The sequence below is a fragment of the Arthrobacter sp. lap29 genome (assembly GCF_032458965.1).
Lineage (GTDB): Bacteria > Actinomycetota > Actinomycetes > Actinomycetales > Micrococcaceae > Specibacter > Specibacter psychrochitiniphilus.
Genome location: NZ_JAUCEK010000005.1, coordinates 19,488 through 32,387, shown reverse-complemented (window position 1 = coordinate 32,387; position 12,900 = coordinate 19,488). Strand labels below are relative to the sequence as shown.

8 protein-coding genes are annotated in these 12,900 nt (G+C 62.1%); 3 read left to right on the top strand and 5 right to left on the bottom strand.

Annotated elements, in window-relative coordinates:
* Nucleotides 1–69: 69 nt before the first annotated feature.
* Nucleotides 70–2,157: a phosphate acetyltransferase gene (gene pta / locus RY113_RS09700; RefSeq protein WP_315914408.1), complete on the top strand. Its 2,088-nt coding sequence runs from the start codon at nt 70–72 to the stop codon at nt 2,155–2,157.
* Nucleotides 2,157–3,290: an acetate kinase gene (locus tag RY113_RS09695; RefSeq protein ID WP_315914407.1), complete on the top strand. Its 1,134-nt coding sequence runs from the start codon at nt 2,157–2,159 to the stop codon at nt 3,288–3,290. Before pta ends, RY113_RS09695 begins: the two co-directional genes overlap by 1 nt.
* Before the next feature lie 31 nt (nt 3,291–3,321).
* Here the strand turns inward: RY113_RS09695 and RY113_RS09690 are convergent, their stop codons facing one another.
* Together RY113_RS09690 and RY113_RS09685 are read right to left on the bottom strand one after the other, a co-directional pair.
* The gene (locus tag RY113_RS09690; RefSeq protein ID WP_315914406.1) at nt 3,322–4,785 is read right to left on the bottom strand and encodes an aminotransferase class V-fold PLP-dependent enzyme; all 1,464 of its coding nucleotides are present in this window, start codon (nt 4,783–4,785) and stop codon (nt 3,322–3,324) included.
* The gene (locus tag RY113_RS09685; RefSeq protein ID WP_315914405.1) at nt 4,782–6,191 is read right to left on the bottom strand and encodes an MFS transporter; all 1,410 of its coding nucleotides are present in this window, start codon (nt 6,189–6,191) and stop codon (nt 4,782–4,784) included. Before RY113_RS09685 ends, RY113_RS09690 begins: the two co-directional genes overlap by 4 nt.
* A 97-nt stretch (nt 6,192–6,288) precedes the next feature.
* On the opposite strand from RY113_RS09685, the gene RY113_RS09680 reads away from it, so the two are divergent.
* Nucleotides 6,289–7,962, top strand: a complete 1,674-nt coding sequence (locus RY113_RS09680) for a glycoside hydrolase family 3 N-terminal domain-containing protein (protein ID WP_315914404.1) — start codon at nt 6,289–6,291, stop codon at nt 7,960–7,962.
* 144 nt (nt 7,963–8,106) lie between these two features.
* Here RY113_RS09680 and RY113_RS09675 read toward each other — a convergent pair whose 3' ends face one another.
* The 3 genes from RY113_RS09675 to RY113_RS09665 form a co-directional block, all read right to left on the bottom strand.
* The gene (locus RY113_RS09675) at nt 8,107–10,296 is read right to left on the bottom strand and encodes a S9 family peptidase (protein WP_315914403.1); all 2,190 of its coding nucleotides are present in this window, start codon (nt 10,294–10,296) and stop codon (nt 8,107–8,109) included.
* A 67-nt stretch (nt 10,297–10,363) separates the two neighbouring features.
* Complete coding sequence (locus tag RY113_RS09670) at nt 10,364–11,197, bottom strand: SDR family oxidoreductase (RefSeq protein ID WP_315914402.1); 834 nt, start codon at nt 11,195–11,197, stop codon at nt 10,364–10,366.
* The gene (locus RY113_RS09665) at nt 11,194–12,900 is read right to left on the bottom strand and encodes an FAD-binding oxidoreductase (protein ID WP_315914401.1); all 1,707 of its coding nucleotides are present in this window, start codon (nt 12,898–12,900) and stop codon (nt 11,194–11,196) included. Before RY113_RS09665 ends, RY113_RS09670 begins: the two co-directional genes overlap by 4 nt.

Below are 12,900 nucleotides of genomic sequence, written 5' to 3'. Positions count from 1 at the left end.
GCAATTTGCCTCAGAAGTCACTGGAGAGTGCTTGGATTGGGAGATACCCGTGAAAGGCGGAAAATGACCATGGCCCGTGGAATTTATGTCAGTGCAACCACTCCTGGATCCGGAAAAACGTTAGTGTCTCTGGGCTTGGCTGATGCCTTGCACAGGCGGGCGGACAGGATCGGTTTTTTCCGGCCCATCACCTCCGCAGCGGACCCCGAATCCGATCCCACCGTGGCCATGCTGCGCCGCATCTATGGGTTGAGCCCAGAGGTGTGCCGCGCCGGAATGAGCAGCTCAGAGGCACGCATGCTGCTGGCCGCCGGCAAACGCGAGGAAATAGATGCTCGCGCCGTGGAGATTTTCTCCGAGATTGCCAAGAACGCGGATGTCATCATTGTTGAAGGTACTGATCTCACCGGTCAGGATGCGGCTGTGGAATTTGATCTCAACGCCCGCCTGGCCAACAATTTGGGCCTGCCCATGCTGGCCGTGGTTGGTGCCCGCGGCTTGGCAGCAGCAGAGGTTGCTGACGCCGTTGACGTGGCCCGCAAAGAACTAGCCTCAGTGAACTGCTCACTGCTGGCCATGATGGTCAACCGGGCCGATCCGGCAAATATGGAAGCAATTGCTGCAGCTATCCGTCCGGGCCACAGCCACCGCCCCGTCTATGCCATCCCCGAGATTGACGAAATTTCCCGGCCCACAGTGGGGGAGGTGGCCGCTGCCCTTTCTTTACGCCAAATGGCTGGCAGTTCTGAGCTGGACCGTGACGTCCACGCCATCAAGGTGGCCGCCATGACCGTGGGGAATTTCCTCAGTCAGCTCCAAGCCAATGATCTGGTAATTGTCCCGGGGGACCGCGCCGATGTCATGGTGGCCACGCTGGCCTCCGCATTTTCCCCTGAATTCCCGGTGCCCAGTGGCATGATTCTGACGGGTGGGCTGGCCCCGGATCCTCATGTTCTAACGTTCCTTGCCCACGCCCCCTTCCCTGTTTTTGCGCACGACGGCGATACCTTCCGTGCCGCTCAAGAAGTGAGTGAAGTGCGCAGTGAAATCACTACGGGTCAACGGCGGAAGGTGGCTGCCGCCATGGGCGCATGGGCCCGCAGCGTGGATGAGAGCGAACTATTAGAACGCCTTACCTTGCCCCGTCCGGCCACCATGACCCCGCTGCGGTTCTTACACGAACTCATTGAGCGGGCGCGCAGCGAACGTAAACACGTGGTGCTCCCGGAAGGCAATGATTCAAGGGTGCTGGCGGCCGCCGAGATTTTGCACCGCCGGGATGTCTGCGAGTTGACGGTTCTGGGCTCTGTCAGTGCGGTGGAGGAACTGGCTGCCTCCCACGGCATTGACCTGAACGGGATTAAGATTGTTGACCCGGCGCTCTCCCCGTTACGGGAGGCCTTCGCTGTTGAATACCACCGGCTGCGCGCCCATAAGGGTATTGACTTAGCCCACGCGCGGGAGGTCATGCTGGACGGCTCCTACTTTGGCACCATGATGGTTCAGCTGGGCCACGTAGACGGTATGGTTTCCGGCGCGGCCCACACCACGGCCAACACAATCCGCCCGGCACTGGAGTTCGTCAAGACCCGTCCCGGCGCAAAGATTGTCTCCTCCGTATTTTTGATGCTGCTCGCAGACAGGGTGCTGGTGTATGGCGATTGTGCCGTCAACCCGGAGCCCAATGAGGAACAGCTGGCGGACATTGCCATTGCGTCTGCGGCCACAGCCGCCCAATTCGGGGTGGAGCCGCGCATCGCCATGCTCTCCTATTCCACCGGCGGATCTGGCTCCGGCGAGGCCGTGGACGCGGTTCGCCGCGCCACGGAACTGGCCCGAGCTGCCCGCCCGGATCTGGCCATTGAGGGTCCCATCCAGTACGACGCCGCCGTGGATGTCTCCATTGCCGCCTCCAAGTTGCCGGCCTCAGCAGTGGCAGGACAGGCCACGGTGTTCATTTTCCCTGACCTGAACACCGGCAATAACACCTATAAGGCGGTGCAGCAGTCTGCAGGTGCTGTTGCCGTGGGACCCGTTTTGCAGGGGTTGAACAAACCCATCAACGATCTCTCCCGCGGCTGCACGGTGGAAGACATTGTGAACACTGTAGCCATCACCGCCATCCAGGCCCAAACCAGCCAAGTGAAGGATTTCTAATGCGCGTGCTCGTGATCAATTCCGGATCCTCCTCCTTGAAGTATCAGGTGCGGGATACAGACACCAATGAGGTGGCGGCTAACGGGCTGATTGACCGTATTGGAGAAGGTGCCGGCGGGCCTGCGGATCACGGCGAGGCGATGGATCAGGTAGCGGCTGCGTTAGAAAATGAGCTGGCGCAAAGGCCGCTGGATGCCGTGGGGCATCGAGTGGTGCACGGCGGGGAGCGTTTCAGCGAGCCGGTGTTGATCAACAATGAAATTACCCGTTCCATTGAGCGGTTGAATCCGTTGGCACCCCTGCACAACCCCGCGAACGTGCTGGGTATCCGGGCCATCGCAGCCAAGTGGCCGCACATGCCGCAGGTGGCTGTTTTTGACACTGCTTTCCACCGCACGCTGCCTGAGCACGCCTGGCGTTACGCGATCCCGGATGAGTTGTACCGCCAATACGGGATCCGGCGTTATGGCTTCCATGGCACCTCCCACCAGTTTGTGACGGGCCGTGCCGCCGAACTGCTGGGTGTGCCCGTGCACGCGTTCAACGCAGTGGTAGCTCACCTGGGCAACGGTGTTTCGCTCACCGCCATCCAGGGTGGAGCCAGCATTGACACGTCTATGGGATTCACTCCACTGGAGGGCCTGGTTATGGGTACCCGCAGCGGCGACGTGGACCCGTCCATCCTCATTTTCCTGCAACGTCAGGGCATGTCAGCGCAGGATATTGACACCATGCTGAACAAGGAATCGGGGCTCAAGGCGCTCTTTGGCGATAATGACATGCGGGCCATTGTTGATGCGGCCAACGCCGGTAATGCCCGGGCCACGCTGGCCTTGGAAATAGCCTCCTACCGGTTGGCGAAGTACATTGGCGGCTACCACGTGGCGGTGGGAGGGGCTCAGGCGTTGGTGTTCACCGCGGGCATTGGGGAGAACTCCGCAGACTTCCGTGCACTGGTGGTCTCCCGCTTGAGTGCCCTGGGGGTGAAGCTCGACGGCGCCGCGAACCTGGTGCGTTCCAGGGAGCCCCGGGTTGTTAGCGCCCCGGATTCACTCATTCCGGTCCTGGTGGTGCCCACCGATGAAGAGCAGGCGATCGCGGAGGCAACAGCCGCCGTGGTCCGCGGGGAATAGCAGGGACTAAACGGGCGGCAGGGCCTGTTGCTTAGGGTTCCAGAAGCTCGGCCAGCAGTTCGGTGAGGAGCCATTCTGTGACGCCACTGGGCAAGGCTTCCACCAGTGCCAGCACCGGGGCCATGGCGCTTGGCAGTCCGCCACCGTTCAGCCCCATGGCACCTAGAATTTGGCGGGCGGTGGCGGAATTCCGGGGGAACTGCGCTGCGCCTGCCAACAGTGCAGCCATGGGTCCATCCGCCGGGCCCAGCACCTGCTGAGGATCGATTCCGGGCACCCCGCGAACATCGGCACCGGCTTGGATCATGGCCTGTTGAAGCTCCGGCAGGCGGGACTCCGTGACGGGCGTGATGGTCAGGTGCGTTGTCCTGGGCAGAACCGAGCCATCGCTTTGGATGAAAGCTGGTTGTAACTGGGTTGTGAAACCGTAACTTTTTAGCCGGTCCGCCCAATGGTGCGGATCGATCCGCCCTGCTTCCGGAACACCCTCATCAACAGCCACGGCAAAGAGCGGGCCGGTAGGGTTTCCCGCCACCGCCAACCCCTCAATGCCCGCCACCGTTTCCAGCAGTGCCCCCGTGGAGCGGTGGCAGGACGTTGCCAACTCCGCAAAGCCGGCGGTGCCCAAGAACTTGATAATTGCCCAGGCGGCGGCCAGCGGCGCAGCGGACTTTGATCCGAGCAGGGTGGGGTTCACTACGGGGTAGCCGGGCCAGGATGTGCTCGCAAAGTACTGGGCCCGCTGCCGGTCCCGGCCGCGTGTCAGCAGCACAGAGGCGCCCTTGGGGGCGTAACCGTACTTGTGCAGATCCGCAGAAATGCTCGTGACGCCGGGAACGGCCAAATCCCAGGCGGGAAGATCCGGCCAGAACGGCAGCACCAGCCCGCCAATGCAGGCATCAACATGAAGGTCTATACCCTTGGCCTGCGCGGCTGCAGCGATCTCAGTGACCGGGTCTAGTATGGCGTGCGGATAGGAGGGGGCTGAGATGACAACCAGGGCCACACCAGGAACCATGGCAGTGATCATAGCGGCGGCATCGGCTCTGCCGTCTGGGCCGACAGGGACCAGCTCAAGGGTCAGCCCAAAGTAGTGTGCGGCCTTGTGGAAGGCGGCATGCACTGACGCCGGGGCCAACAGCCGCGGGGCTCCTTGCCCGCGAAAGTTCTCCCGCGCCGTTTTGACCGCCAGCATGCAACTTTCCGTCCCGCCGCTGGTCACGGTGCCAACAACGTCCTCATCACCGCCCAACAACTCGCGCGTGAAGGCGATGACGTCGCGCTCCATGGCGGCCACCGAGGTGAACGTGGTGGGGTCCAGACCGTTGAGTGGCTGAACGGCGAGCATGGCTGCCGCCGCAAGATCGTCGAGGGCCGCCAGCCCTGAATCGTACACATAGGAGAGGACCTTACCGCCGTGAGTGGGGGCGTCGGCGGCACGCAGGGTGGCCAGCTCATGGAGGATTTCTTCAGCGGTGGCGGCGAACTGGATCATGAGGTTCCTTCCCTACGGGGTGTTGTTGAGATGTTCTGGCCCGCATCAATGTCCTGCTGACGCAGTGGGTAGCGGCGGAATACCAGCAAGCTGGCAACAACTAACAGCGCCGGGACCAGACTAAAGCTGAGGATGATGCCGTTGATTGCGGCGGGGCTCTGGGCCACTGTTTCACCGGCTACAGATTGAACATAGCCACTGGCAGTAAGCACCGCCGTCAGAACGGTGGCCCCCAAGGCCATGCCTGTGGTTTCTCCTGCAGTCCAGACACCACCGAAGATCCCTGCCGAGCCCTCCCCATGTTTTTGCCCATCATGGGAGATGACATCGGGGAGCATTGACATGGGCAGGGACTGCATTCCCGCGTAACCGGCACCAGCTAGGGCTACGGGCAGATAGATCCACTCGCCGGGCGCCGCCAGTAAACCCACCATTACCAGCGCGGCCAGGCCAAACATGATGCTGGCGTAGTTAAAGGACCGTTCTTTTCCTATCCGGCCCGCAAGCAGACGCCAGAGTGGGGCGAAGAGTAGAGCCGGGCCAATCAGGGCGATGAACAGGATTGTCACTGCCGACTCGTTCTTCAGCACCCACGTGGCCACATATTGGGCACCGGCCAGCATGCTGCCAGTGGCCAACCCTTGCAGCGCAAAGCAGAAGAGGAGGGAGCGGAAAGCCGGGCTACGTTTGAGAGCTGCGAAGCCATCCCTGTAGTTGCTGGCAATACTGCCAGATTGGCTAGATGCGCCCAACTGGCCATATTTGCCACGACGCTGGATTCCCTGTGGGGCCACTCGTGCGGAGAGCAGCATGAAAAATCCAATGAGCACGCCAGCAACCGCCGCCATGAGCAGATAGCCCACGGGCTCATTGTCTCCTCCCAGAGAACGCAACGCCGGCCCGCCCGCTCCGAACAACAAAATGGCGAGCGATAAGACCACCACGCGGACAGTAAGTAGCCGGGTCCGCTGATCGTAACTGGAAGTTAGCTCAGCTGGCAGAGCAATGTAGGGGACCTGGAACAGGCTAAATGCAGTTGCCGTCGCCATGAAGGCAAGCAGCACCCACACACCGGCCAGCCCGGGGCCCATCCCGGCTGGGACAGCGAAGGTCAAGAAAAAGAAGAGTGGCAGTAGCAGCCCGCCTAGAACCATGAAGCGGCGCCTTGAACCGGTGACGGCAAGGGAATAATCAGACTTGGCGCCAATGATGGGATCGATGATGACATCCCACACCTTGGCCGCTGTCACAAGGAGTCCAGCTGCAATGGCAGCAATGCCCAAGGTGTCCGTCATGTAGTAAATCAACACCAGGCCCGGAAGGGTGGAGAATCCTCCTGTACCGAGGGAGCCGATCGCGTATCCGGCTACGGTTCTACGCGTCAGCGGCTGTTCCACCATGGTCATGGTGTGAAGTGTACGCACATAGTGACCATGGTGGAATTGCGGCCAAGGCCGTAAGGTTAAACGCAACCCAGTATTGCCACCCTAAGCCGCGTGAACCATGCGAATCATTGTCAGCAGACTGGCCCGCTGTGTAACTGCCGCAGCCCTCGTCGCTTCCTTCGGTGCCGGCCCCGCCCCGGGAGAAGCCACCGTTGCCGTGTCCTTGCCAAGCACAACAGCTGCGCTCACCACAACAGCTGCGCTCACCACAACAGTGTCGCCGTCGGTGCAACTAGCCCACCTGACGATGCAACAGCGCATCGGCCAAATCTTCATGGTCTCCGCCAGTGCCACGGGAGCTTCCGCAGCTACCCTTTCAGAGATTTCCGCCAACCATGTGGGAAATGTGTACCTCTCCGGCCGCAGTGCTACGGGAACTACAACAACGGCAGGCGTGGTCAGGGCCATGACCAGTAAGGTTTCCCCTAGCTCCACGGGCAGCGTCAAATTGCTCGTGGGCACCGACCAGGAGGGTGGCTATGTCCAGGTCCTGAGCGGGCCGGGGTTCTCAACAATCCCCACAGCACTGTCCCAAGGAACCCAGGCGCCGGCCACCCTACAGGCCAATTCCCTGGCGTGGGGCCGGCAATTGGCGGCGGCCGGGCTGAACCTGAACCTGGCGCCCGTGCTTGACACTGTGCCGAGCGCCGCGTTTGCCCCCTCCAACGCCCCCATCGGTTACTACGAACGTGAATACGGATATGCGCCACAAACAGTTTCCAGCCACGGGCTAGCCTTCAACAACGGCATGGCACAGGCCGGTCTCGTCACTGCGGCAAAGCACTTCCCTGGGCTCGGTCGAGTCACGGCCAACACCGATGTGACGGGCAATGTCCATGACATGCTCACCACCATCAACGATGCTTATCTGCAGCCGTTCCAGGCGGCCGTCAACGCAGGTATTGGCATGGTCATGATTTCCAGTGCCTACTACGACAAGATCGACCCCAACCATATCGGCCCGTTTTCGGCGACCATCATGGAGACCATGTTGCGCCGAAACATCGGCTTCAACGGCGTGATCATCTCCGATGACCTTTGCAACGCGGTACAGCTGGCACCGTGGTCGCTCGCCACCCGGGCAACCAGCTTCTTCAACGCAGGCGGCACCATGCTCCTGTGTGCCAACCCCGCCAGCATCCCCGCCATGTACGGCGCCGTGTTCAACCTGGCGAAGGCCAGTCCGTCCTTTGCCGCAGTGATCAACGCGGCAGCCTTGAAGGTGCTCCAACTCAAGGCCGCCACAATTCCCAGTGCGTTTGGCAATGGGGCAACGAACTACCTGACCGACTTCAATGGCGACGGGTTGGGAGATGTGCTGGCGCGGGATGCGGGCGGAACCCTATGGCTCTACCCCGCCAATGGAAGCGCTGGTTGGCTGCCCAAGGTGCGTGTTGGTGGGGGCTGGAACATTTACAACGCGATGTTCACTCCCGGTGACTTCAACGGCAACGGCACCTCAGACATCCTGGCCCGCGACACAGCCGGGAAGCTGTGGTCCTATGACGGCGACGGGCGCGGTGGCTTCGCAACCAGGGTGCGGGTGGGAAACGGGTGGGGCGTGTTTACGGCGTTGTTGAGTCCGGGGGATTTCAATGGTGATGGCCGTGCGGATGTGTTGGAGCGGGATGCTGTGGGTGGTTTGTGGCTGTATCCGGGAAATGGTGCTGGTGGCTGGCTGCCCAAGGCCCAAGTGGGAAACGGGTGGAACCCGCTCACCGCAGTCTTCTAACCAAGGCCGATTCGGTGCCGCCGGTTCGGGCGGCGTTAACGGATAACGACGGTGTTCGCGGGTAAAGACGGTGGTAGGCCGCCGTCTTTACCCGCGAACACCGTCCTTTGTGTGCCCGGCCCGGTTTAGCGTAAGTTCCCCGGTTTAGCGCAGTTCCGTGGCGCCGATCGCGTCGGCCAGGAACGCGTAGTCCCACGCCCGGGTCTTCCAGCCCTCGTAGCGGCCCGATGCCCCGCCGTGGCCGCCATCCATCTCAATCTTCATGACAATCGGCGCCGAGCCGGTGGAAACGGCACGCAGTTCCTGCACCCACTTGGCTGGTTCCACGTACAGCACACGGGTGTCATTGAAGCTGGTGACGGCCGCGATCTTGGGGTAAGCCACGGGGCGCACGTTCTCGTACGGCGTGTAGTCCTTCATGTACTTGTACACGTTGGGGTCCGTGATGGGGTTGCCCCATTCCTCCCACTCCAGTGCTGACAGGGGCAGTTCCGGATCCAAAATAGTGGTCAAGGCATCCACAAAAGGCACCTGCGCCACAATGGCCGCATACTTTTCCGGGGCCAGGTTCGCCACGGCGCCCATGAGCAGCCCGCCGGCCGAGCCGCCCATGGCGCCAATCCGCGCCGGATCTACCCAGCCGGACGCTGCCAGCCAATCGGTCGCTGCCACAAAGTCACTGAAGGTGTTCTTCTTGTTTAGCTTCTTGCCGTCCTCGTACCAGTGCCGGCCCATCTCGCCGCCGCCGCGCACGTGCGCAATGACAAACACCACGCCGCGGTCCAACAGCGACAGCCGCGGCACACCGAAGCCGGGATCCATGCTGACCTCATACGAACCGTAGCCGTACACCACTCCGGCGGCTGAACCGTCCCGGGTCAGGTCCGCGCGGCGCAGCACGGACAGCGGAACCAGTGTGCCGTCGCTGGCAGTGGCCCACTCACGCGTGGCCAGGTAATCCTCGGATCGGTAGCCGCCCAGCACCGGAGTTTCCTTGCGCAGCAGCAGCTCACCCTCGGCACCCGCGGCGGGCAGCACGTAATCGTAGACGCGCGGCGGGGTGAAATCGGAAGTGTAGACCAGCCGGATGACGGGGGATTCATACTCGCTCCCACCCATGCCCGCGGTGTACAGCTCCTCGTCAAAGACAGGCTCGACGGCGGCACTCTGGCCGGGCGTTCCCAACCCTTCCAGCGCGGTCACCTGAATACGCTCAATGGTGTCCTTGCGCAGTGAGACCACCATATGGGTGGCGGTGACTGTGGCCCCGTTGATGCGAACGGCGTCATCGTGGGCAACCACTGTGGCCCACGTTTGTTCCTCCACAGGCTTACTGAACTCCGCGGCGTCAACCAGGGAAATCATGGAGTTCACGGCGTCACGGTCATGGGTGAGAAGGACCTTTTCGGTGCCGTCTAAAAGGAAAGGTTCGGCGTCGTACAGGATCTCGGCACTGCGGGGGATAAGCACCTGCAGGCCCTTTTCCGGGGCGGCGAAGTCCAGCAGGCGGGTCTCGCTGAATTCGGAGCAGCCGATGCTGATCATGAGGTGGCGGCGGTCAGCGGAGAGACCAAACCCGGTCCACATGGCCACATCGTCCTCCTGGTAGAGGATCTGATCGCTCTCTACCGGTGTGCCCAGGACGTGGGTTTTGATCTGGTGCGGACGCCATGAATCATCGGCAAGTACGTAAAAGAGGGTGCGCCCATCGGGGGAGAAGGCCAATCCGTAGAAGGCGTTCTCAATGGTTTCGTTCAACAGTTCCCCGGTGCGCAGATCCTTGATGCGAATGGTGAACAGCTCGTCTCCTGCATTGTCCACAGCGTAGGCGTACAGGTTCCCGTCGCGGGTCACGGCGGCGCCGCCAAGAGAGAAGAAGGGCTGGCCCTCCGCTTCTGCGTTGCCGTCCAGCAAGATTTCCTCGCCATCCACCGGAACACCCGGCTCCACCAGCGGCGGGGTCCAATCCTCAAGAGTGCCGTTACTTTCGGCCTTCACCCGGCACTGGATGCCATAGGACTGACCCTCAACCATGCGCGAGTAGTACCACCAGCCGTCCTTGCGGCTGGGCACCGACAGGTCGGTTTCCTGGGTACGGTTCTTGATCTCGTTGAAGATGTCCGTGCGCAACTGCTCCTGACCGGCCGTGACGGCGTCCGTGTACGCCTGCTCGGCGTTCAGGTGCGCCACCACATCCGGGTTTTCCTTCTCCCGCAGCCATTCGTAGTTATCCACAAAAGTATCGCCGTGGTGGGTGCGCTCCACGGGAACCTTCTTGGCAACCGGGGGTGTGGGAGACGAATCGGGCGCAGTATTCACATCAGCAAGAGTCATGGAATCCACTCTATAGAGGGAGGCATGAAATGCGGCGGGGTGTCAGCCAACAGCAGAGAGCCGGGAGTTATTTGCGGCCCGTGAAATGCTCCATTGACTTGTAGACGCCAAAAACGCGTCCGGCCACCACGTCCCATGCCGCGATCGGCAGCACTCCACGCAGGGCCGTGCTCAACTTCACGGTCCAAGGCATCATGAGCATGGGCGTGCCTTCCTTCATGGCCCGCCACACGCGCTCCGTGACAGCTGCCGGTTCCATGAGAGGGGTGAACAGTGGCCCGCGGGCACCTTCGAACATGCCTGTTTTGATGTAGGAGGGGCAGAATGTGGTGACCTTGATCTGGTTGTGGCCGGCCTGCTTCAGCTCCAGCCGCAGGGAATCGCTCCAGCCAATCACGGCCCACTTGGAGGAGGAATAGACACTCATCCGGGGATTGGCCAGCAGCCCCGCGGCTGAGGCGACGTTGACAATCCGCGACTCCCTGCCTCCGGCAATCATCTCCGGCAGGAATTCGCGGGTGATGTGCATCAGGGCCAGGGTGTTGATGGACATGGTGGCGACAATGTCTGCGCGCTGGTCGTGCTCCCAAAAGTACTTGCCACGCACAATGCCGGCATTGTTGATCAGGACGTCCGGGGTGCCCACCTCATCCCGCACCTTCTGTGCGGCCGCCTCAATGTCTTCGAGCTTGCTGACATCCACCGCGTAGGCGTGAATTTCAGCCCCGCGCCCGCGCATTTCCGCTGCGGCCTGCTCCAGCATCTGAGCATTGATGTCCCACAACACAACATGCGCGGCGTGGTCCGCCACGGCCAGGTGGGCGTACATTTTGCCCATTCCCATGGCGGCGCCAGTGATCAGGATGGTCTGGCCGGAAAGGTTTTCGAGGGTGTTGCTCATGGGGTTTCCTTTGTGGTGGGGGAGGTGGTGACGGGAGGTGCGGTGGTACGGGGAATCAGCTTGCCGGGGTTCATGATGCCTTCGGGATCCAGGGTGTTCTTGATGCCAGCCAGCACCTTGATGCCCAACTCCCCGATCTCGGCACCCATGTACGGTGCGTGGTCTATTCCGACGGCGTGGTGGTGGGTGATGGTGGCGCCGGCGGCAACAATGGCTCCCGACGCCGCCGCCTTCACCCGCGCGTTCTGGGCCAGGCCATCCGCTTCCAGACCGGACAGGAATGTGAAGTACAGGGATGCGCCGTCGGAATAGACGTGCGAAATGTGGGTCTGCACGTACGCTGCGGCGCCGTTTATCTGCAGGGAATCGAGGATGGCCGCCCTGACACTGGCGTACGTTCCCGCTAGCAGTCCCCACGTGGCCGCCGTCTCCAGCGTCTCCACATACACGCCGCGCGTGAGCAGCTCATCGCGCAGATACGGGCCGCTGAACCGCCCGTGCTCCCACGACTTTCCAGGCAACGGGCCCATGGAAATGCCGCCAGCGGCCCGCATGATCTTGGCGCTGCGCCGCTTGCCTGCCCTGTTTTCCCGCGCGTCACCTTCCCACACGAACAGCGCCATGGCCGGTGTCTTCTGCCCGCGAATGCCCAGATAACGTGCCAGTGCCCCGGTTTTCCAACCGCCCAGCTTAAAGGTCGACGCCGTTTCATCCGTATCGCTCAACCGGCACACATGCGGAATGTCACCTCGTGCGCCGTCGTGCTTGAGCCTGCGCAGGGCCTCTGCACCTGCCTCAAAAGAGGGAAAGGCCCATGATCCGTACACCTTCTGCGCCGGCACGGGCACCACCTTGACCGTGGCACTCGTGATGACGCCCAAGGTCCCTTCACTGCCAACCACCACATCCAGCAACTTGGGGCCGGCGGCCGTTCCGGGGGCCGGGGAGCCTGCGTCGAACGCACCGGCAGGTGTTTCAAGATGCGCGGACTTGACCAGATCATTGGAGCGGCCGTAACCGGTTGAGGCCTGGCCTGCGGAGCGGGTGGCCACGTATCCGCCCAGCGTCGCCTCCTGATGACTCTGCGGAAAATGGCCCAGCGTCATGCCATATGGGGCAAGCGCAGCCTCAATGGCCGGGCCGCGGATGCCGGCCTCAAACGTTGCCGTCCGGGCCAACGAATCCACATGAAGCAGCTTGTCCATGCGCGCCATGTCTACGGTGATGACGCCGGCAAAACGTCCCCGCAGCGGTTCCACGCCGCCCACCACGGACGTGCCGCCACCAAAGGTGACAACAGCCAGTTTTCGCTGCACACAGAGGGCCAAGACTGCGCGGACTTCTTCGGCGGTGCCGGGAAAGACGACGGCGTCGGGAGCATCCAGCGCGTCGCCGCTGCGGCGCCGGATCAGGTCTGGTGTGCTCTTTCCGCCAGCGTGCAGGATGCGGGTGGTGGCGTCGGTGGCAACGTGGTCTGCTCCCGTGATGGCCCGCAATTGCGTCACTACGTCATCGGCCAAGGTGACAGGTCCAACACGCACATCGGACAGCTCCACCGGTGGGTGATTCTGGGCGACGCTGCCCAATTTGAGTGTGCGACGCAGGAATTCCAAGGCGTGCGACCCCAGTGGTTTCCCCCGGGAGGGGTCACCCCAGCCATACCAAACAGAGCGGGGAACTTCATCTGTAACGTGGGTCACCAT

Bases quoted from the DNA above. Each gene is read 5' to 3' on its own strand.
- RY113_RS09675 (WP_315914403.1), bottom strand. From the start codon at position 10,296: ATGACTCTTGCTGATGTGAATACTGCGCCCGATTCGTCTCCCACACCC.
- RY113_RS09690 (WP_315914406.1), bottom strand. From the start codon at position 4,785: ATGATCCAGTTCGCCGCCACCGCTGAAGAAATCCTCCATGAGCTGGCC.
- pta (WP_315914408.1), top strand. From the start codon at position 70: ATGGCCCGTGGAATTTATGTCAGTGCAACCACTCCTGGATCCGGAAAA.
- RY113_RS09665 (WP_315914401.1), bottom strand. From the start codon at position 12,900: ATGGTGACCCACGTTACAGATGAAGTTCCCCGCTCTGTTTGGTATGGC.
- RY113_RS09680 (WP_315914404.1), top strand. From the start codon at position 6,289: ATGCGAATCATTGTCAGCAGACTGGCCCGCTGTGTAACTGCCGCAGCC.
- RY113_RS09670 (WP_315914402.1), bottom strand. From the start codon at position 11,197: ATGAGCAACACCCTCGAAAACCTTTCCGGCCAGACCATCCTGATCACT.
- RY113_RS09695 (WP_315914407.1), top strand. From the start codon at position 2,157: ATGCGCGTGCTCGTGATCAATTCCGGATCCTCCTCCTTGAAGTATCAG.
- RY113_RS09685 (WP_315914405.1), bottom strand. From the start codon at position 6,191: ATGACCATGGTGGAACAGCCGCTGACGCGTAGAACCGTAGCCGGATAC.